Origin of the sequence: Marinobacter mobilis (genome assembly GCF_900106945.1) — a bacterium.
Classification (GTDB): Bacteria; Pseudomonadota; Gammaproteobacteria; order Pseudomonadales; family Oleiphilaceae; genus Marinobacter; species Marinobacter mobilis.
In genome coordinates this window covers 158098-177466 of the sequence record NZ_FNNE01000010.1, presented here as the reverse complement: position 1 = coordinate 177466, position 19369 = coordinate 158098, and the positions used below count along the sequence as shown (strand labels likewise).

The window sequence follows — 19369 nt, the reverse complement described above, 5'->3', positions numbered from 1 at the left end:
GGGGAACCGGACTCAGAACGACCAGCCCAGGGAGGCCATGGCGCCGATCTGGTACATGGATATCTCGATGTCCTGACCGGGCCCCAGCGGGTTCGGCCCCGTGACGCTCTTGCGTGGTGAATAGAACAGGGCGCCGGAAACTTCCAGCTGCTGGCTGAACTGACGGGTGAAGCCGCCAGTGAAATGCCATTCCTGAACGCCAGGCGCGAGGATGTTGAACAGCACTTCCGAATCGGGGATTGGCTGCTCGCCGTAACTGACACCGGCCCGCCAGATCTGGCTGTCGTTCTGTTGCCACTGCCAGCCAAGCTTGACGACGGTAGAGGCGTTCCAGCCAAAGCCGGCACCATTTTCATCCCCCAGGCGTGCGGTCATCAGGTTTGGCAGCAGCGGATTGCCAATGCTGTTGATTTCATCATAGCGAAGGTGCTGGGCTTCCAGCAGCCACCACTGATTTTCCAGGCCTGACCAGGCGATACCGGCATTGAACAGCTGGGGGATATCAAAACCACCCTGTTCGGCAAACAGGCCCTGGTATTTGTCGAAGGAATCCATTTCCAGGATCGAGCGCCAGCTCACCCCGGCACGCAGGGTGTCGGTCACCTCGCCCTGCCAGCCGATCTGGAAACCATAGCCCCAGGCGTCATCCACCCCACGGTCGGTCAGTGCCGAGGGATCGGCAGAGAAACCGGCAAAATTGCCCAGACCTTTTGCTTCAAAACGCTGGTAGGCAATGACCGGTGAAAAGCCGATGGCCTGGTTGTCCGCAAATTTCCATGACCAGGTCGGTGCGATGAACACCTGCTCCAGATTGACCCCGGTATGGCCGCCATAGAAAGGCCCGCCGTTGGTGTCGGGATATTCCGTATTCATGCCGCCGTTGGCGTAGATGGTCAGTCCCAGGGACGTGGTGTCAGAAACCTGGCGGTTGTATCCGAAATGGGGAATGAGGAAGCCGTTTCGGTGACTCTCGTAGGTACCCGGTTGCAGATAGAAGGTGCCAGCCGGAGGCGCAGGGTTGCCGCCCTCGACGGTGTACTCACGACGTGGCGAAAACACCTCCAGACCAAGATCCATGCGGCTGCCCACAAACGCCATACCGGCCGGGTTGGTGGCCGCGGCGATGCTGTCCTGGGAAAAGGCAGTACCGGTGCCGGCCATGCCAGCGCTGATGGTGCCGTAACCGTGCTGGAAATAGCCGTTGGTAGCCAGTGCGGATACTGGCGTCAGGGCCAGCAGGCCGAAGGCGAGAAGGTGTCGCTGGAACATCGTGAACCTCTGTTCATTTTTGGCAAAAATATGCCGCGATCTTATACACAAAAGGGGCTAGAACCTAAAGTAATTAATTTGGATATGCTTATTCTTGAGCCCGGGTCTGAACCCCCGCCTGTGCCGGGTCAGGTTTTTTTCCCAGCCAGTGGCGGAACGGGTACAGGAACTGGCCCACGATCCCCTCCGGGACATCGTTTGAACGGGTGCCGTAACGATTGGCCAGGGTCGATGGCATGTAGGTGGTACCAAACAGAACGTCGTAGATGGGCAGAAAACCTGCGTAGTTGCGATCCACGGCAGCGTCTTCCGAGGAGTGATGCCAGTGATGGAATTCCGGCGTAGCGATCAGCCAGCGCAGCAGCGGAAAGCGGAAGCGGACATTGGCGTGAATGAAAATGGCGTGGAACGAAACAAACACCAGATAGGCGTACACCGCAGACGGCGCAAAGCCGAGGATGAAGATCGGCAGATAGCCGGCGAAGCGGTTGGCGAGAATTTCCAGCACGTGCAGGCGGGAGGAGGCCAGCCAGTCCATCTGTTCGGTGGAGTGATGAACCGCATGAATTTTCCATAGCGCGGGTATTTCATGCATGGCGCGGTGAATCCAGTAGGTGCCGAAATCGACCACCAGCAGAATTTCGATGAACTGCAGCCAGAGCGGCTGAGCAGCGACCCATTGCTGTAGATCCCAGGTCGAGGCCTGGTGAAGGTAAACCTGAATCGGAATAATGGTGAAAAAGCTGATCAGCTGAATACCCAGGTGGCTGACCATGAAATACTTGAGGTCGGTGATCCAGCCCTTGCGCAGGACCTTCTGGTGCGGGTCCTTGGGGAACGCGCGTTCCAGTGGAATGAACACCAGTGCCAGAATCACCAGGGTCAAAATGAAGTAATCCAGCCCCACATAAAGGTTACGGGTATCGATATCGGGCGCCTCGATCTGGCCCGAACCCAGCAATGCCGCCGCTGTGGCCAGCAACATGCCGGTCAGCCCGAAGCCCATCGACGAGTGTTTCATGATGGAGTAAAAGCCGAAGCCAAAACCGATTGCGATGCTGGCCTGCAACATCGTTTTCAGAACCTGGCTGTCGTAGAAGCCCCGGAAATCCGGTGTCGTGAACAATTCCGGCCAGAGGAAGCAGAAGGCGCCCAGCAGGGACAGCAACCCGATTGCGATAGACAGGGCTGCACTGCCCTTGCCCTGGCCGGGTTGCAGGTCGACGTTTTCGTAATGCTTCCTCAGTGTTCTGCTCATGATGCCTGCTTCCCTGATGGCGGAGACCGGTTGGTGGTGTTAATGGGTGGTTGCATTCAAGCACACATCCGGTGGCCTGAAACCCGTCAAGCATAAAGTATCAGCTGGCCGGCTGTCAGGTATTGAAAAGTGATACCTTGAGCGCCGTCTCGGTGCTGGTCACCGCCGTGCTCTAGCCGGCAGGCAGCAACTGTGCCAGGGCGGCAATGCAGCCGTCGATTTCACGTTCACTGGCACTGGCGAACCCCATGACCAGCCCCTGGCGTCTGGCGGTGCCAATAAAATGGTCGCTCAGGGGCGCGCTACCATACCCTCGCTGACGCAGTTTCCGGCTTACCTCGCCATCGTTGAACGATCCCTCCAGCACCTGGTGCATCCCGGCGCTTTCGGCCACCGGGGTGACCTGCCCGGCCAGTGTCTCGCTGACCCGAGCCTGGAAATATTGCCATTTATCGCGGTAGAGCTGACGCATACGCCGCAGGTGACGGGTGAACTGGCCACTGTCGATGAACTCGGCAATCACCGCCTGACTCAGGAGCGGGCTTTCGCCACCGCTGATGCGTTTGGCCCAGACGAAATGATCCACCAGCGGTTCGGGAACCACCAGATAACCGACCCTAAGTGCCGGCAGCAGCGTCTTGCTGAAGCTGCCGACATACAGCACCGGAGCCTGGTCGAACAGGCCCTGAATGGCGGCGAAGGGTTTGTTGCAGAAATGGAACTCGCTGTCGTAGTCGTCCTCGATGATCCAGGTCTGGTTTTGCTGCGCCCATTGCACCAGGGCCATGCGCTGGGAAATATCGAGAATGCCCCCCATGGGGTACTGGTGGGTGGGGGTGCAGTACAACAACCGGGCCGGGCCTATGTCACCCAGGGCGTCGATATCCAGCACCTCACGCCTGAGCGGCACCGGCACCAGGGTATGTCCCTGCCGGCCCAGCGCATATCGGGCGCCGCGATAGCCCGGGTCTTCGCTCAGTACCCGGTCCCCCGGGCGCAGAAACACGTCGCCAATCAGCGCCAGCCCCTGTTGGGCTCCCTGGGTCACAATCACCTGATCGTGGTGGCAACGCACACCGCGGGAAACCCGCACGTACTCGGCAATGGCCTTGCGCAGAGGCGGGTAACCCTGCAGGTCACTGTAGCCTAACAGCTGGGTGCGGCTTTCCTGGTGATGGAGCAGCCGGTTCCAGCTGCGGATGGGGAACGCGTCCAGGTCCGGCAGGCCGGGATTGAACGGCAGATTGGCATCGTCATCGCCGCGCCGGAACGGCCCCACCGGGCGTGGGAGTGATGGCAGCATGCCCGGTCCGGCGCCGACCGGCCGGGAAGTTGCGCCGCGTTCAAAGGCGAGGCGGTGGGGCTCAATGTCCTCGTGCACGAAGATGCCCTTGCCGGCCTGGCTGCGAAGGAAGCCCTCGGCCTTGAGTTGGTCGTAGACCGCGTTGACGGTATTGCGGCTGACGCCGAGGTCAGCGGCCAGCTGGCGACTGGATGGCAGCTGGCGGCCGGGAAGGTAGCGCTGCTGAAGAATACGCTGGGACAGTTGCCGGTAGAGTTGCTGTTGCAAGGGGGCCGGGCCGTCCAGTGACAGGTCGTCGATGACGGGGGTCATTGATTAACTGGTCCCATGATAAGTTATAATCTGGATCTTTTTATGGTATCAGATGCGAATTCTAATAGGGCTCCCAACGACGAAAAAAGGAGCTTCTGATGTCGTCCCCTGAAACCCTACCGCCTCTGGAATCTGCCCTCACCTGCTGCCCGAGAAGCCGGGTCAAACGCGCACCGAAGCGGGCCAGCTATGACCGTGCGCCCGCCTATGCACTGATTGACCGGCTGAAAACTGCCCATCTGGCGTTTGTGGAAGAGGGAGAGCCAAGGATCATTCCCATCACCGCCTGGCGGTTGCATGACAATCTCTATATCCATGTGCTCAACGGGGGGCGACTGTCGAAACGGCTGGCCGCAGGCATACCGCTGTGCCTGTCCTTTGCGGTGACCGACGAATGGGTAATGAGCAAATCGGCCTTTCACCACAGTGCGAACTACCAGTCGCTGGTGCTGTTCGGTAAAGCGGAAGCGGTAACGGCCGCGGATGAATTCGACGCGGCTTTCGCGGCGATGATTAACCAGCTGGAGCCCGGCCGCTGGGATCAGGTTCGCACCCCTAATGCTAAAGAACGCAAGGCGACCGCCCTGTTCCGCATTCCGATAGCGGAAGGGGCCTTCAAGAGTCGCACCGGTGGCCCCAACGAAGAGCCGGAGGATCTGGCGCTGCCGGTGTGGCATGGCACTGTGTCCGCCGGCTGAGGCTGGGATCAGCTGTTCGGCTTGAGCCACTTCCGTTTGGCCTTTTCCACCAGCCAGCGGGCATCGTGATTCCAGGGATGGAAAGCGGGGCTGTAGTAGCGGAAGTAGGACGGCAGCAGTTTGCGGAGGACGCCGGGTTTGCCCCACATGAAGTTGGCCAGGCTGCCCCAGGCCTTGAGGTTGCCGAGCTGGCCGTCCTCCTTCATCAGTTGTACCAGGTGGATACCGCTGAAGATTGGAAACACGACACTGACCACCAGCATTTCCGACAGTCGCACCAGTTCGCTGCCACCGATGCTCTTGTAGACGTCGAAGGCCACCGCCTTGTGCTCGGATTCCTCAATCGCGTGCCAGGCCCAGATCGGGGCAATTCGTGGATCCATTTCGTCCAGCGCGTTGTACTTGAGCAGGAACTCCTCGGCCATTAACGCAGTGAAGTGCTCGACCGCTACGGTATGGGCCAGCTGCCGTTCCGGAGAAAAGTGCTTGCGCATCCAGTTCATGAAATCCAGGATTTCCGACTCTAACCGTGCAAGGTCAATGCCCTGTTCCTGCAGGCGGCCATTCAGGGCCTTGTGCTCCTTCGAATGGTGGGCTTCCTGACCGATAAAGCCGCGGATAGCCTGCTGCAACTCGGGGTCGGTGATGCGGTCCTGGTAATAGCGGACCGAGTCGATGAAGAACCGCTCGCCGGGGGGGAAGCTGGAAGACAGGGCGGCCAGCAGCAGGGTCTTGGCCGGGTTGTTGTCCCACCAGTATTTCGGCATATCGGCGGGGAAGTCGAACTCGGGGCGGCGGATCTGCGGAATCATGCCGGCGGGGGTGGCCGCTTTATGGCGCAGGGTCCGGGTGGCTCGCGAGATGGCAGCAACAGCATTCATGGAAAGCCTCCTGAGGCTTGAAATTGTTATAGCTCTGATGAATACCGTAGCGCTTGCGGACGTACTGCGTGAGGGGATGGGCGGACAAAGCACTTGTCATTAGTGGCCAGATGCGAACCTTTAACGCGTCATCTCACTGGTCTGGTTGGCGATTTCAATGAAGCCCTGGATGAAGTCCAGTTCGTTGTCATCGACCCTGACGCCTACGTGGATCTGCTTCTGAATACCCTGTGGACCCAGGCGTAAGGAGGTGACTGGCAGCTTGTGGCAGTATTCCTTTACCAGCCAGTCGGGGAATGCGGCAACACCACGCCCGGCCGCCACCATCTGCAGGATGATGTCGGTGGTTTCCAGGGTCTTGTGCTGCTTCGGGCTGCAGCCTGCGGGCAGCAGGAACTGGCTGAACACGTCCAGTCGCTCGATTTCCACCGGGTAGCTGATCAGGGTTTCCGAGCCCAGCTGTTCGGGCAGCACCCGGGTTTTGCCGGCCAGTGGGTGATCGCTCGCCACGACCAGTACCTGCTCGTAATCAAATACCGGGGTGAAGGCGATGCCCTCCTTGAACAGTGGGTCAGGGGTGATCAGCACGTCGATATCGTAACCGAACAGGGCCGCCATACCGCCAAACTGAAAGGCCTGCTTGACGTCCACATCCACCTTCGGCCACGCCGCGAGAAAGGGAGAAACGGTTTTCAGCAGCCACTGGTAACAGGGGTGGCATTCCATGCCGATGCGCAGGGTACCGCGCTGACCAGCGGCGTATTGCTGCATCAACACCTCAGCATGCTCGAATTGGGGCAGCAGCCGGTTGGCGAGCCCCAGCAGGTACTGACCGGCCCTGGTCAATCGCAACTGCCGACCCTCTTTCACCCACACCGTCGTTCCCAGTTGTGTTTCCAGCTTCTTGATGGCGTGGCTGAGGGCGGATTGGGTCAGGTGTAGGCGTTCCGCAGCTTCCGTGAGGGTACCGCAACGGTCCACTTCCCGCAGGATCGCCAGGTGAGATCGTTCCAACATTTGCCCGTCCTTGATTGTAATGAATTATGCTCATGGATTAATGATTATTTACCATTATTATTCATCGATTGGAACTCCTATGCTGGCTCACATTCTCAACAACGGAGGTGAACCATGGCGATCACACACAACCTTGGATTTCCGCGTATCGGGGCGCGGCGTGAACTGAAATTTGCTCTGGAAGAGCACTGGCGCGGCGAATTGCCGGCGCCAGCGCTGTTAGAGCTGGCTGCCGGTTTGCGGCAGGATCATTGGCAGCTACAGGGCGAACTGGACTGGCAGCCGGTCGGCGACTTTTCCCTGTACGACCAGGTCCTGGACATGAGTGTGACCCTGGGCAACCTGCCGGCGCGGGTGCGTGACCTGGGGGGCGATGAGCTGACCGCTTACTTCCGCACTGCCCGCGGCCGGGCACCGGGGGATGCTGGCGACAGCGTGGTGGCCGCTGGCGAGCTGACCAAGTGGTTCGATACCAACTACCACTACATTGTGCCGGAGTTTTCGACAGACACCCGCTTCAGCCTTGATCCCAGCCGGTTACTGGCGCAGATCGACGAAGCCCGGGGCCAGAATGTGGCGGTCAAGCCGGTTATCCTGGGCCCGCTTAGCTATCTCTGGCTGGGCAAGGCCAAGGATGGCAGCGATCCGCTGGCCCTGCTGGATGGCTTGCTGCCGGTGTACGCCGAGTTATTCGAGACCCTGGGGCGTACCGGTGTTGAGTGGGTCCAGGTGGACGAGCCGGTACTGGTCACGGAGCTGTCCGAAACCTGGCAGCAAGCCTATCTGAGGGCCTACCGGTTCCTCGCCGGTCGTGGTCCGAAGAAGCTGCTGACCACCTACTTCGGGCGTCTGGCGAACAATCTTGAGCTGGCCCTGAGCCTGCCGGTGGATGGCCTGCATCTGGATGCGCAGGCCAATCAGGACAAGCTGGAGAGCCTGGCCGCCGGACTACCGGACGATCGTATCCTCTCCCTCGGGGTGATCAATGGCCGTAATATCTGGAAAAGCGACCTTAATGCCCTGCTGGATCGCCTGGAACCCCTGCACCGGCAGCTGGCGGACCGCTTGTGGCTGGCGCCAAGCTGTTCGCTGTTACACGTGCCGGTGGATCTTACCAGCGAGCAGCAGCTTGATGCGGAAGTGCGCAACTGGCTGGCCTTCGCCCGCCAGAAACTGGACGAGTTGACCACCCTGGCGACGGCGCTCAATCAGGGCCGGGCTGCGGTGGCGGAGGCGTTGCAGGCCAATGCCGAGGCATTGCGCAGCCGACGTGAGTCGCAGCGGGTCAACCGGGTTGACGTCAAGGCCCGCCTGCAGGCTTTGGACGCGAGCTGGGGACAGCGTCAGAGCCCCTTTGCGGAACGCATCCGCCAACAGCAGGACCGGCTGAGGCTGCCAGCCTACCCGACCACCACCATCGGCTCCTTCCCCCAGACCAGTGAAATCCGTCAGTTGCGCCGCCGTTATCGCCAGGATGAACTGGATGAACGACGTTACCGGGCCTGTATTCAGCACGAGATCGCCCGCTGCATTCGCGAACAGGAAGCGCTGGGCCTGGATGTACTGGTTCATGGAGAGGCTGAGCGTAATGACATGGTGGAATACTTTGGCGAACAGCTCGACGGCTACGCCTTCAGCCAGTTTGGCTGGGTTCAGTCCTACGGCTCCCGCTGCGTCAAACCGCCGATCCTTTACGGAGATATTCAACGCCCCAAAGCCATGACGGTGGACTGGATTCGCTATGCCCAGTCGCTGACCGACAAACCGGTCAAGGGCATGCTCACCGGCCCGGTCACTCTGCTCAACTGGTCGTTTGTGCGTGATGACCAGCCGCGTTCGGTCACCTGCTTCCAGCTGGCGTTGGCCATCCGTGACGAAGTGCTCGACCTGGAGCAGGCGGGTGTGGAAATCATCCAGATTGACGAAGCGGCCTTACGGGAAGGGTTACCGTTAAAACGGTCCCAGTGGCCGGACTATCTGGACTGGGCGGTGGATGCCTTCCGCCTGGCGGCCAATGGGGTGGCCGATACCACCCAGATCCACACCCACATGTGCTATTCGGAGTTCAATGACATTATTGATGCCATTTCCCGAATGGATGCGGACGTCATCACGATTGAAACATCCAGGTCGGACATGGAACTGCTGGCGGCGTTTGATCGCTTCCGCTATCCCAATGATATTGGACCGGGGGTGTACGACATCCATTCGCCGAACATCCCCAGTCACGACCAGATCGTGGAGTTGATGGCCAAGGCCGGCCGGCGGATTCCCGCCGAGCGACTGTGGATCAATCCGGATTGCGGGCTGAAAACCAGGGGCTGGCCGGAAGTGCTGCCGGCCCTGGAGAACATGGTGGCGGCTGCCCGCACCCTGCGTGAAGCCGTGGCCTAGTTGGCGAGGTGCACACCGAAGGCGTCGCCATAGTGTTCAACCACGAAGTCGATGTCCTTGTCGCCACGCCCGGACAGGTTTACCAGGATGCTCTCGCCGGGATGCGTCTTGGCCAGTTTGAGGGCGTAGGCGACGGCATGTGAGGATTCGATGGCCGGGATGATGCCTTCGGAGCGGGACAGTTCAAAGAACGCTTCGATGGCTTCCTGGTCGTTGATGGTGTCGTAAGTGACCCGGCCGCTGTCCTTGAGGAAACTGTGCTGGGGGCCCACTGAGGGGTAGTCCAGGCCACTGGCCACGGAATAGACCTCTTGCGGTTCTCCTTCAGCGTCCTTCAGCATGTAGGACTTGAAACCGTGCATGATGCCGGGCTCGCCCTTGGTCATGGTGGCCGCGTGTTCGCCGTCGGTCTCAAGATCACGTCCCGCGGGTTCAACGCCCCAGAGTTTTACGTCCTGGTCTTCAAGGAACGCGGAGAAGATGCCCACGGCATTGGAACCGCCGCCAACACAGGCCACCACGTTGTCCGGCAGCTGGCCGGTCTGGGTCAGCATCTGTGCCCGGGCCTCGTTGCCGACAATGGACTGGAAATCCCGCACCATCATCGGGAACGGGTGTGGTCCGACGACCGAACCGATGGCGTAGAGCTGGTTGATGGGGTCCTCGAGATAGGCTTCAAAGGCCGCATCGACAGCTTCTTTCAGGGTCTTACGGCCATGAGTGGCGGGAATCACCCGGGCGCCAAGGATTGCCATACGGACGACGTTCGGGTGCTCCTTGCGGATATCCACTTCGCCCATATAAATATCGCACTCAAGGCCGACCAGTGCGGCGGCGGTCGCTAAAGCTACGCCGTGCTGGCCTGCCCCGGTTTCGGCAATGAGCTTCTTCTTGCCCATCTTCTTGGCCAACAGGGCTTCACCGAGGCAATGGTTGATCTTGTGGGCGCCGGTATGGTTCAGGTCTTCCCGTTTCAGGAAAATCTCGGCGCCACATTTGCGACTGAGGTTCCTGGCATGGAACACCGGGCTGGGGCGGCCAACATAATGGCTGTAGAGTTCTGCCAGCTCGCGGCGAAACTCCGGGTCTTCGCGAATATCGAGGTAAGCCTGGGTGATTTCATCCATCACCGCCTTGAGCTGATCTGGAATAAAACTGCCGCCGTATTCGCCAAAGTAGCCGTCGGCGCTGGGAAGATCATGGAGAAAGGTATTGGTGATGGTATCGCTCATTGCGCGCTCCTGAAGAATGGCCCGTTGCCCGGTTTGTTCGTCACTCCGGTGTTGACTGGCCCACGGTCCGGGGTTCCGGACTGTGGGCGCAACAGTATATCGGATTGTGGAAACCTGGTGTTGGGCCCATGCGCAGGCAGTGGTGCACCGGCCTGAAGGAAGGGCTTAGCGGCGACGGCTACGAAGCCACAGCAGTGACAGCAACCCGAACAGCAGCCAATGGCCGGCGCCACCGCCGCCGTTGCCACCGTTTGGTGCGCCAAATACTTGCAGTTCGAGCGCGATGATCTGGGACTCAATGTCATCAAGCATCGCCTCGATGTCATCGGCACTGGCCAGTTGCTCGCTGATCAGGCTGGCTTCCATCTGGGACTTGATGACCACATCGGTCTGGGCGATGGCACTGGCGACCTGAGTCAGACGACGCAAGGCACTGTCGTTGCCGACGCTGACCTCACCATTTGTCAGCTCACTGTCACCACCTATGGCCACGCCTCCGTTGGCGGAACTGGACAGTTCGACGCTGGTAAGCCGGGCGTAATCGACAAGGGGTTGGCAGTTCATGGTCTCCGCGGGCTGTCCGGCCGGGATGGTTCCGTTGACGACGGGGTTAAACGGGTCACTGCAGTCGTAGTCCGGCGCGGTGCCGTCGCTGATCACCGCAGCTTTGTCGGTGCCATAAAGCTGTATATAGAACCGGTTATCACCACCGTTGGACGATTCATTGGCTTCAACGCGCCAGGAATTGCCCAGCTCACTGTCAAGGTAACCACCTTCCAGGTTCCGGCGGACAGCCTCCGTGGTGGCGGAGGTGTCCAGCCAGCGGATGCGATCGTTGTTTTCCTTGAGAACGAAGCTGTGGTCGGTGAAGGTCTCGCCGGATACGCAATCGGTGCCAAGGCACTGGTTACCCTGCACCACCAGGTTGTCGGTCTTGATCACGTCAGCGGAAACCGTGGCGCCAAGCACCAGCCCCACCGCCGCCGCAAGAAGGCGTGTCAGTGCCATGAGTCACCGTCCTGATCGATGGCCTGTGTTTGCGCCACTTTATCTGCGATACGATCCAGACGGTCCAGCATCGCTGTCATACGGGCTTCAAAACCATCCAGGCGATTGTTCAGCGCCTCTATATCCTGTTGTGCTGTCGCTTCGGCGGTTGCCTGAAAGGCTTCAAACTGGCGCAGGTTAACGGCGTCGGTGTCGTCGATTGCATCGGCCACGTGACTGACACGACGTTCGTTGCCAAGATTACCAACCGATACGGCGCCCTCGACCAGCCCGGCACCTGCGCCCAGGGCTACATCACCGTCCGGTGAGATAACCAGTACGTCCTGACTGGCCGTTTCACTGCGAACAAAGAACGACGTGCGTGATGCGGTACCACCATCGGTGATGCCCATGCTCCAATCTTCTATAGGAAAACTGGCGGTATTGCTGGTGTCCCAGAAGTGAATTTGCGGGGTTGGTGATTTCAGTCGCAGAGTGTCGAAGTCGAAGTCTTCGCCGTCGACACAGTCGCTTCCCACGCACATGCTGAACGGGACAATAAGGTCGTCAAGGATCACTTCATCAGCACTGGCCACTACTGTCAGGGTCATGGCCAACCCGCCCGCTATCAAACGTAATGCACCCATTGCCCACCTCGTCTGAGCTATACGAACCCCTTGAGCGGCAGTGCCCAATCAGAGTTCTGGAAAAGAGCCTGCGAAATTAGCGGATCATGCTAAATGATACAAATGCTAAATTGTTAAATGTCGACATAATTGGCGAGCGCCCGCCGAGGCGGCCGCTCAGGGATCGGTTTGCGGTGTCAGTTGCAGGTGCTCCGGCAGCGTTATGTGGACGGGCCGGTTTCTTAATGGGCACTGGAATTCCAGTTCAACGGCAAGCAGCTGCAGTGGCTGTGGGCCGGCCTGACCATACAGTCGGTCGCCCACAATGGGGTGGCCAATGCCGGCAAGGTGGCGGCGGATCTGGTGTTTCCGCCCGGTTTCTATTGTGACTGAAACCAGGGTTTGATCATCAGCCTGGTGCAGGGTGGTGACGCGGCTCACCGCCGCTTTGCCCTCGACAGGCGCGTCGATCAGGCGATCGTCCGCCACAAGTTGTCCTGAGATCCGGGCCTGGTAGACCTTGTGAATGGTACGACCCTGGAACAGCCGGGACAGCTCTCCGGCAGCCTTGGGATCGTGGGCAATGACCATCAGGCCGGCGGCATCGGCATCCAGCCGGTGTAACAGAAAACAGTCACGGCCGGTTTTCTGTTCGGCCCAGCGCAGCAGGCTGCAGTGATCCCCCCATTGGGACCCCTGGGCCAGCATGCCATGGGGTTTGTACCAGATGCTGTAACGTTTGTTGTCGAGCAGGCACTCGGCGGGCAAGGGCTTCAGTGCCAGGACCTTGTCATCATAGTAGAGGGCAATCCGGGTACCGGGCTGCAACGCCTTGGTTGCCCTTCTGAGTCGCAACTGTTTCCCCTTGTAAGTCCACCAGCAGGCGCCTTTAGTCATGGCATCCTTGATCCTGCCCTTGGGCAGGCCGGTGCGTTCGGCCAGGGCTTCCGCGGCAGTTTGGGGTTCGGTGACGGTGAGTTCAAAAGTCTTTCGCATGGCTCCGGCCGGTCGGATGGTGAGCCGGCCATTTTAAGCCGAGTTGAGGCGCAAGTGGGGAGATTCGTGCTCATTGACATGGAATGGCAAACAAAATCTATAGAACACGGTGTAAAGAACCGCTCGAATGACCTCGTGCCTTCGAGGGATTGAGGTCGTGTCGCGGCCAAGAGCTTTGTGTGGACTTACAATCCGTTACCAAACCTTCCACCATAGTCCCATTGTTGCCTTGGCAAGGGCTGCTGAAACTAACCGGCTTAAGAAAAAAACCATAAAACAGACAACACTGGTCGACCGAGGGGGTGCAGGAACGGTGGGCCTGCCGTTGTTGCCAACCGGAGACCTGTCACCATGAGTTTCAGAACGCTGCTTTTGTCTGTCTGTCTGCTTGCCCTAGTCAATACCGGCGCCGCCGCCGAATCACTCAGGCTGGGCTTCAACTATCCCCAATCCGGACGCTACAAGGAACAGGGGTTGCAGCAGCGACTCGGGGCATTTCTGGCGGTGGAGGAGATCAACCGGTCCGGCGGCGTGCTGGGTCGTCCGTTGGAGTTGGTGATTCGGAACAGTCGCGGTGAGCCTGACCAGGGCGCCGAGAATACCGCAGAACTCATCGACAACGAGGGTGCACAGATGGTGTTCGGCGGCGTGTCCAGTGCGGTTGCCATTGCCTCAGGCAAAGCCGCCAGGGACCGGGATCGGCTCTACTTTGGCACCCTAACCTATTCCAATGCCACCACCGGCAGCGAAGGGCACCGTCACATGTTCCGTGAGCCCTACAATGCGTGGATGACGGCGCGGGTGCTGAGTCAGTACCTCAATGCCAATCACGCGAATGAGGAATACTTCTACATTACTGCAGACTACACCTGGGGGTGGTCGGTGGAAGAGTCGCTGCGGGGATTCTCCAATACCTCCGATGTCGAACGTCATCAGGGCGTGCGTACGCCGTTCCCCAGAGCTCTGACCAGTGATTTCCAGGCGGCCCTGGAACAGGCCAAGGCCAGCGATGCCAAGGTGCTGGTGCTGGTGCTGTTTGGTGACGACATGGTGCGGGCGGTGAATCTTGCCTATGAGCTGGGGCTGACCCAGCAGATGCAGGTGGTGGTACCGAACCTGACGCTGGGCATGGCTCGTGAAGTCGGCCCGACCATTCTTGAAGGTGTGGTCGGCGCGGTGCCCTGGGTCTGGAACCTGCCTTACGAGCATGACTACGCCCGGGGGATGGCGTTTGTCGACGCCTTCTCCGAGCATTATGACATGCGCCCATCCTCGGCTGCGGCCTCGGCCTACAGCATCGTTTACCAATATCGCGATGCGGTTGAGCGGGCGGGCAGCACCAGAACGGCAGATGTCATGCGCGCTCTGGAAGGTCACCGCTACAGTCTGTTGAAAGATGAGCAGTACTGGCGGGCGTTCGATCACCAGAATGTGCAGAGCGTCCATGTGGTCAGAATCAACGACCGCGAGACCGTTATGGCGGACCCCTACAGTTCCGGATACTTTACTATCATTGCTTCGTTACCCGGTGACGAGGCCGCGCAGACCCGGGAGGAGTGGCAAGCCCGGCGTCGTGAAGCCGGCCGGTCTGATACACTGTAATACCCCTTGTTTGCCAGAGAGTCAGACCCGTGATCAGTCTCTACCAGTTTCCGTATGCCTGGCAGGTCAATGCCAGTCCCTTCTGTCTGAAGGTTGAAACCTACTGCCGGCTGGCGGGGATTGATTACCGGATCTGCCCGACCCCTCCGTTCAGGGCGCCCAGGGGCAAACTGCCCTACATTGTCGACGACGGTCGCACCATTGCTGATAGCCGCGAGATTGTGCAGCACCTGGAGAAAAAGGGAGGAACGCCACCGGGAGCGCCGTTGAGTGATGAACAGCGGGCAACGGGACACCTGTTGCGTGAGCTCTGTGAGCAAAGCCTGTACTTTGCCATGCTCTATTCGCGCTGGATGGACGACGCTTTCTGGCCGGAAACCCGCGTTGAGTTTTTCCGGACGTTGCCCCCCGGGGTGAAGAGCCTGTTGCCTCGCGTCGCCCGGCGCGGGGTGCTGGCGGCCCTGAAGGGACAAGGGCTGGGACGCTGCCCGCAGGAGGAAGTGTATGCCCGTGCTGCCGCTGATCTGGACGCCCTGGCCTGGGCATTGGAGCGCAATCCGTTTGCGGTGGGGCCGCAGCCCAGCGAATACGATGCGACGGTCTACGCCTTTCTGGTCAACCTGTTGCGGGTGCCGCTGGCGACGCCGGTTCGCCATCACGCTGAGACTCACCCGGTGTTTGCGGCTTACCTGGCGCGGATGGATCTGGTGCTGAACGGCTCCCCGTCCTGAGATTCTCGCCTACGATACCGAACGGGGTGTGTTCAACGGCCAGCTCAGCCGTCATCCTGAGTCAGGGCGACCAGCGTGGCGCCGGTGAGCTTTTGCAGGTCCGCGGGGGTCAGTTCAATTTCCAGACCCCGGCGACCGGCACTGACAAACAGAGTGTCGAAGTGGCTGGCGGATTGATCGATGAAGGTTTTCAAGCGCTTTTTCTGCCCCAGCGGACTGACACCGCCGAGCACATAACCGGTGGCGCGCTGGACCTCAGCGGGATCGGCCATGGCCGCTTTTTTGGCGCCCGCGGCCTTGGCAATCCGTTTCATACTCAGCATTGCGCTGACTGGAACCACGCCGACCGCCAACTCCCTGCCATCCACCGTTACCACCAGGGTCTTGAACACCCGGTTGGGGTCCACCCCCATTTTTTCCGCCGCCTCGGTGCCGTAGGACTCACTGGCGGGGTCGTGGCTGTATTCGTGAATGGTGTGCGTAATCTTGGCCTTGCGGGCGCTGTTGATGCCTGGGGTCATTGGGCTGTCCTTGGAATGGCAACGGCGGAATCAGCCCGCAATTTACCATGAATCCGGTCCTGCCGGGGGGCGCAACAATGGGGATGTTTTGCCCGGAAGATGGCGATACAGTGAGTTCAGGCGTGAGGATCAGGAGTGACACGTGGTGGTCAGCGATGTAAATACCAGTGAACAGCGTCACCGGACCCTGGTCGCGGAGCTCTGTCGCCGCATTGAGCAGGCGGAATCCGCGCCGACACTGGCAGAGCTGGCCGCTCAGGCCGGCCTGAGTCGTTATCACTTGCAGCGGGTGTTCAAAGCCGTGACCGGGATCAGCCCGGCGGCCTATGCCCGCCGCCATCGCCACCAGCGGCTGGCCCAGACGCTGCATCAGCCGTTGTCGGTGACCGAGGCGGCCTACGCCGCCGGTTATGCCTCCAGCAGTCATTTTTATCGGGAAGCCAATGAGATACTGGGTATGAATCCGAAGGATTACCAGCGTCATGGGCGCAACAACACCATCCGATTCGCGGTGGGCCAGTGTTCACTGGGGGCGATCCTGGTGGCGTGCAGCGAGCGCGGTATCTGTGCCATCGCCCTGGGCGAAGATCCTCAGGCGCTGGTGGAGGAGCTACAGGGTCAGTTCCGCAATGCGGAGCTGGTCGGCGGGGATCGCGGATTTGAGCAACAGATTGCGGCCGTGGTGGGGCTGGTGGAGCAGCCGCAATTGGGGCTGACGTTGCCACTGGATATTCGTGGCACGGCCTTTCAGCAGCGGGTATGGCAGGCCCTGCGTGCCATACCTCCGGGACAGACCGTCAGCTACAGTGATATCGCCCGCCGTATCGGATCGCCGGCAGCAGTGCGGGCGGTGGCCGGTGCCTGCGCCGCTAACCGGCTGGCCGTGGCGATTCCCTGCCACCGGGTGGTGCGCAGTGATGGCGGACTTTCCGGTTATCGTTGGGGCATTGCCCGCAAAAGAGCCTTGCTTGAACGCGAGCGGGGATGATCCTCTACCACAGCAGCGCGATGGCGCGATGGCCCATCACCGGTGCATCAAAAACCACTTCTGCGGGCTGGTTACCGGCCATTCCGGCACACAGGTGCAGTGGCAGCAGATGTTCCTCCCGCGGGTGGCACAAGCGGGCTCCGGGGGCCTGGGCCCAGTCGCGCAGCCGCTGATTGCGGGTGTCTGCGGTCAGCTCCGGATGGCAGCAGGTGTCGATCAGCCAGTGGTGGAATGCATCGACGTCATCGCGGTAACGGTCATCGCCGCTTCGCAATAACTGCATGTTATGGAATGACAGGCCAGAGCCAACCACCAGAATGTTGCGCTCACGCAACGCCGCCAGAGCCTGACCGATGGCCAGGTGCTGACCCGGATCCATCTCCTGCTGCAGGGCAATCTGCAGGCAGGGAATGCTGGCGTCCGGGTACATCAGTTTCAGCGGGATGAACAGGCCATGGTCAAAGCCGCGGTCGCGATCGCCCTGCGCATCGATACCAGCCGCTGCAAGGTGCTTGAGGATGGTCTCAGCCAGCGCTGGCGCGCCCGGTGCCGGGTATTCGATGCTGTAGCTCTCCGGCGGAAAACCGTAATAGTCGTAAATCAATGCCGGCTGTGCACCACTGGTCACAGTGACGACGGGGGCTTCCCAGTGGGCGCTGATGACCACTATGGCCTCGGGGGTACCCAGTCGTTGTGGGATGGTCTGCAGGAAGTCAGTCATCGCCCGGTGCCCGGGGTCCGCCAGCAGTGGCAGCGGGCCGCCGCCATGGGGCAGGTACAGGATTGGGGCCGGAGGTGTGGCCATGGCGTTTCTCCCGGATAGTGGGCCGATAATAGTACCCAATCATGGCGCTTTCACCACATTGGTGAAAGCGGAACCTGGTGACGGACTCCATCAGGAATATTGACGAGGGCCACTTCGCTGGTCCGGTGCTGGCCTATAATGGGCGCAAACCTCTTCAGAAATCTGGCAAAGAGCGACCATGCTTCGAGACATACTGCACCCTTCCCTGGTTTTCCTGTCCGAGCTTTGGGATCGGCTGCTGATTGCCTGGCCGATTCTGGTGTTCCTGATGATGCTCATCGCCCTGATGGGCTTGTGGGTGGGGCGCCGTGAAGGCTGGCGCTGGCAGGACAGTTTGTACTGGGCGGGTATCACCGCGACCACGGTTGGTTACGGCGACATTCGACCCAGACGTGGCGGCTCGCGGTTGCTGGCCCTGTTGATTGCGATGATCGGGCTGGTCTTCAGCGGCCTGGTGGTGGCGCTTGCGGTGAACGCCGGGCAGTCCATGGTTGAGCTGCTCAGGTAAGGCTGGCGTTCGTCACAGCCAGTCGTGGAGCATGATGCCGATACCGATCCGGTGAATCCGCACGTTGTAATCCACCAGGCTTTCCCCGTAGCCATTGAAGTACTGCACGTAGCCCTTGGTGGTTTTGCCCAATGGAAAGCTGTAACCAAGTTCAAAGGTGGTCTTGTTGTCGTGGCTGCGGAAGTTGTTACGTAACCGCAGTGACAGCGACTGGCTCTCATCGACCTTGTAGATCGCCCAGTAGTCACCATAGCCCACGTAGCGGGTCATATCCGGGTTGTTGTCGTCGCTGCTGCTCTCCGGGATGCGATACCAGGGATTGGCAATGAACAACCAGCGATCAACACCATACACCAGGTTGGCGGTAATCCGGTTCCAGCTGCGGGATTGCGGCTCAGTGCGACCATTGGACTGGTGGTTCAGACCCAGAGTCACCATATCGAGTCGCCCGGGCCCCAGATCGAGGCGGGCATCGTAGCGATAAAACAGCTCTGGCTGGTAATTGGTTTCCCGGAACGGTGCGGAATCTTCGGTATTGTAGAGTTGCCAGAAGCTGAGCTGGGTGTAGCCAAACCAGAGCGTGGAGCGCTTATCGAAAAGGCCGGGTAGCAGCGGCACCTTAAAGCTGATCTGAAACTTGACCTCATGCTCTTTGACGTCGTAATCGTAATCGGTAAAACCCAGGCTGGGACTGTAGGGTTGCTGGTTCGGCGATGAGACGTATGAGTACGGCATCAGGTACGTCTGTTTGTAGGGCAGAAAGTTACCCGAGAGCGACATGAACGCTTCCTCAGACGCCAGATGGCGGCTGATCAGTGCCCCGGTGAAACTGCTTTCCTCGCTGGCGCCGACTGCCCCCCCGGGCTTGGGGGCGAGCAGTTCGGTGGCCTGTTCGACCTGCTGCCGCTGCTCGGGCGTCGCGTTCATGGCGCGTTCCTCGGCGTTGACTGCGGTATCGAAGCAGGCCAGGCGCTTGGCGCCGTTTTCAATCAGCGCACAGTTTTCAACGGTTACCGGAGCGACGGGAGGGGGGCTGACCGACTTACTGGGAGGCTCGGCTCCCTGAGCCATCACGTGTCCGGGTAAAACAAAGGCCAGTGCCAGGCACCACCCTGATTGCCGTTGGTTACATGCCCACTCTGCCACTGCTAGCGCCACTGCCCCGCCCTTTCGTTGTTAAAACCAGTGCAGAGGTTACCACCATCGTGCGGCGAAGCTGAATGCCAGTTGTGCCAATGCAG

18 protein-coding genes are annotated in these 19369 nt (G+C 60.0%); 6 read left to right on the top strand and 12 right to left on the bottom strand.

What is annotated here, in order from left to right; all coding sequences use genetic code 11:
• Positions 1 to 12: 12 nt before the first annotated feature.
• The 3 genes from BLV11_RS15750 to pdxR all read right to left on the bottom strand — a co-directional run bounded on the left by BLV11_RS15750 (position 13) and on the right by pdxR (position 4142).
• Entirely contained in the window at positions 13 to 1269 is a 1257-nt protein-coding gene (locus BLV11_RS15750) for an OmpP1/FadL family transporter (protein ID WP_091812320.1), read from the bottom strand.
• Between the two features lie 88 nt (positions 1270 to 1357).
• The gene (locus BLV11_RS15745) at positions 1358 to 2527 is read right to left on the bottom strand and encodes a sterol desaturase family protein (protein WP_091812319.1); all 1170 of its coding nucleotides are present in this window, start codon (positions 2525 to 2527) and stop codon (positions 1358 to 1360) included.
• A 172-nt stretch (positions 2528 to 2699) separates the two neighbouring features.
• Positions 2700 to 4142 (bottom strand): MocR-like pyridoxine biosynthesis transcription factor PdxR, encoded by a 1443-nt coding sequence (gene pdxR / locus BLV11_RS15740; RefSeq protein WP_091812318.1) that lies wholly within the window; start codon positions 4140 to 4142, stop codon positions 2700 to 2702.
• Positions 4143 to 4240: 98 nt separating this feature from the next.
• Between pdxR and BLV11_RS15735 the strand changes: the two genes are divergently transcribed.
• Complete coding sequence (locus tag BLV11_RS15735; RefSeq protein WP_091812317.1) at positions 4241 to 4840, top strand: pyridoxamine 5'-phosphate oxidase family protein; 600 nt, start codon at positions 4241 to 4243, stop codon at positions 4838 to 4840.
• An 8-nt stretch (positions 4841 to 4848) separates the two neighbouring features.
• On the opposite strand, the gene BLV11_RS15730 is transcribed toward BLV11_RS15735, so the two are convergent.
• Both BLV11_RS15730 and BLV11_RS15725 read right to left on the bottom strand, forming a co-directional pair.
• Positions 4849 to 5721: a metal-dependent hydrolase gene (locus tag BLV11_RS15730; protein WP_091812316.1), complete on the bottom strand. Its 873-nt coding sequence runs from the start codon at positions 5719 to 5721 to the stop codon at positions 4849 to 4851.
• A 120-nt stretch (positions 5722 to 5841) separates the two neighbouring features.
• Positions 5842 to 6738 carry a LysR family transcriptional regulator gene (locus BLV11_RS15725; RefSeq protein ID WP_091812315.1) on the bottom strand — a complete coding sequence of 299 codons (897 nt, stop codon included), beginning with the start codon at positions 6736 to 6738 and terminating at the stop codon, positions 5842 to 5844.
• A 114-nt stretch (positions 6739 to 6852) separates the two neighbouring features.
• On the opposite strand from BLV11_RS15725, the gene metE reads away from it, so the two are divergent.
• Positions 6853 to 9132 carry a 5-methyltetrahydropteroyltriglutamate--homocysteine S-methyltransferase gene (metE, locus tag BLV11_RS15720; protein ID WP_091812314.1) on the top strand — a complete coding sequence of 760 codons (2280 nt, stop codon included), beginning with the start codon at positions 6853 to 6855 and terminating at the stop codon, positions 9130 to 9132.
• Here metE and trpB read toward each other — a convergent pair.
• From trpB to BLV11_RS15700, 4 genes are all read right to left on the bottom strand, one after another.
• Entirely contained in the window at positions 9129 to 10364 is a 1236-nt protein-coding gene (trpB, locus tag BLV11_RS15715) for a tryptophan synthase subunit beta (protein ID WP_217634549.1), read from the bottom strand. The two genes, metE and trpB, sit on opposite strands and share 4 nt — an antisense overlap.
• A gap of 165 nt (positions 10365 to 10529) precedes the next feature.
• Positions 10530 to 11372 (bottom strand): hypothetical protein, encoded by an 843-nt coding sequence (locus BLV11_RS15710; protein WP_091812313.1) that lies wholly within the window; start codon positions 11370 to 11372, stop codon positions 10530 to 10532.
• The gene (locus BLV11_RS15705; RefSeq protein ID WP_175528306.1) at positions 11363 to 11962 is read right to left on the bottom strand and encodes a hypothetical protein; all 600 of its coding nucleotides are present in this window, start codon (positions 11960 to 11962) and stop codon (positions 11363 to 11365) included. The genes BLV11_RS15710 and BLV11_RS15705 overlap by 10 nt, the downstream gene beginning before the upstream one ends.
• 192 nt (positions 11963 to 12154) lie before the next feature.
• Entirely contained in the window at positions 12155 to 12973 is an 819-nt protein-coding gene (locus tag BLV11_RS15700) for an RluA family pseudouridine synthase (RefSeq protein WP_091812311.1), read from the bottom strand.
• Between the two features lie 351 nt (positions 12974 to 13324).
• Between BLV11_RS15700 and BLV11_RS15695 the strand changes: the two genes are divergently transcribed.
• Positions 13325 to 14575 (top strand): ABC transporter substrate-binding protein, encoded by a 1251-nt coding sequence (locus BLV11_RS15695; protein WP_091812310.1) that lies wholly within the window; start codon positions 13325 to 13327, stop codon positions 14573 to 14575.
• Between the two features lie 29 nt (positions 14576 to 14604).
• Complete coding sequence (locus BLV11_RS15690; protein WP_091812309.1) at positions 14605 to 15306, top strand: glutathione S-transferase family protein; 702 nt, start codon at positions 14605 to 14607, stop codon at positions 15304 to 15306.
• A 44-nt stretch (positions 15307 to 15350) separates the two neighbouring features.
• On the opposite strand, the gene ybaK is transcribed toward BLV11_RS15690, so the two are convergent.
• Positions 15351 to 15827 (bottom strand): Cys-tRNA(Pro) deacylase, encoded by a 477-nt coding sequence (ybaK, locus tag BLV11_RS15685; protein WP_091812308.1) that lies wholly within the window; start codon positions 15825 to 15827, stop codon positions 15351 to 15353.
• Between the two features lie 142 nt (positions 15828 to 15969).
• Here ybaK and ada point away from each other — a divergent pair, with 142 nt between their 5' ends.
• Complete coding sequence (gene ada, locus BLV11_RS15680) at positions 15970 to 16815, top strand: bifunctional DNA-binding transcriptional regulator/O6-methylguanine-DNA methyltransferase Ada (RefSeq protein ID WP_091812307.1); 846 nt, start codon at positions 15970 to 15972, stop codon at positions 16813 to 16815.
• Positions 16816 to 16819: 4 nt separating this feature from the next.
• On the opposite strand, the gene BLV11_RS15675 is transcribed toward ada, so the two are convergent.
• Entirely contained in the window at positions 16820 to 17620 is an 801-nt protein-coding gene (locus BLV11_RS15675; RefSeq protein ID WP_091812306.1) for a DODA-type extradiol aromatic ring-opening family dioxygenase, read from the bottom strand.
• 178 nt (positions 17621 to 17798) lie between these two features.
• Here BLV11_RS15675 and BLV11_RS15670 point away from each other — a divergent pair, with 178 nt between their 5' ends.
• Complete coding sequence (locus tag BLV11_RS15670; RefSeq protein WP_091812305.1) at positions 17799 to 18128, top strand: potassium channel family protein; 330 nt, start codon at positions 17799 to 17801, stop codon at positions 18126 to 18128.
• A 12-nt stretch (positions 18129 to 18140) separates the two neighbouring features.
• Here BLV11_RS15670 and BLV11_RS15665 read toward each other — a convergent pair whose 3' ends face one another.
• Entirely contained in the window at positions 18141 to 19199 is a 1059-nt protein-coding gene (locus BLV11_RS15665; protein WP_091812304.1) for a phospholipase A, read from the bottom strand.
• Between the last annotated feature and the right edge of the window lie 170 nt (positions 19200 to 19369).

Excerpts from the sequence above, each read along its gene's own strand:
- BLV11_RS15750 (WP_091812320.1), bottom strand. The coding sequence starts at position 1,269 with ATGTTCCAGCGACACCTTCTCGCCTTCGGCCTGCTGGCCCTGACGCCA.
- BLV11_RS15745 (WP_091812319.1), bottom strand. The coding sequence starts at position 2,527 with ATGAGCAGAACACTGAGGAAGCATTACGAAAACGTCGACCTGCAACCC.
- pdxR (WP_091812318.1), bottom strand. The coding sequence starts at position 4,142 with ATGACCCCCGTCATCGACGACCTGTCACTGGACGGCCCGGCCCCCTTG.
- BLV11_RS15735 (WP_091812317.1), top strand. The coding sequence starts at position 4,241 with ATGTCGTCCCCTGAAACCCTACCGCCTCTGGAATCTGCCCTCACCTGC.
- BLV11_RS15730 (WP_091812316.1), bottom strand. The coding sequence starts at position 5,721 with ATGAATGCTGTTGCTGCCATCTCGCGAGCCACCCGGACCCTGCGCCAT.
- BLV11_RS15725 (WP_091812315.1), bottom strand. The coding sequence starts at position 6,738 with ATGTTGGAACGATCTCACCTGGCGATCCTGCGGGAAGTGGACCGTTGC.
- metE (WP_091812314.1), top strand. The coding sequence starts at position 6,853 with ATGGCGATCACACACAACCTTGGATTTCCGCGTATCGGGGCGCGGCGT.
- trpB (WP_217634549.1), bottom strand. The coding sequence starts at position 10,364 with ATGAGCGATACCATCACCAATACCTTTCTCCATGATCTTCCCAGCGCC.
- BLV11_RS15710 (WP_091812313.1), bottom strand. The coding sequence starts at position 11,372 with ATGGCACTGACACGCCTTCTTGCGGCGGCGGTGGGGCTGGTGCTTGGC.
- BLV11_RS15705 (WP_175528306.1), bottom strand. The coding sequence starts at position 11,962 with ATGACCCTGACAGTAGTGGCCAGTGCTGATGAAGTGATCCTTGACGAC.
- BLV11_RS15700 (WP_091812311.1), bottom strand. The coding sequence starts at position 12,973 with ATGCGAAAGACTTTTGAACTCACCGTCACCGAACCCCAAACTGCCGCG.
- BLV11_RS15695 (WP_091812310.1), top strand. The coding sequence starts at position 13,325 with ATGAGTTTCAGAACGCTGCTTTTGTCTGTCTGTCTGCTTGCCCTAGTC.
- ybaK (WP_091812308.1), bottom strand. The coding sequence starts at position 15,827 with ATGACCCCAGGCATCAACAGCGCCCGCAAGGCCAAGATTACGCACACC.
- BLV11_RS15675 (WP_091812306.1), bottom strand. The coding sequence starts at position 17,620 with ATGGCCACACCTCCGGCCCCAATCCTGTACCTGCCCCATGGCGGCGGC.
- BLV11_RS15670 (WP_091812305.1), top strand. The coding sequence starts at position 17,799 with ATGCTTCGAGACATACTGCACCCTTCCCTGGTTTTCCTGTCCGAGCTT.
- BLV11_RS15665 (WP_091812304.1), bottom strand. The coding sequence starts at position 19,199 with ATGGCTCAGGGAGCCGAGCCTCCCAGTAAGTCGGTCAGCCCCCCTCCC.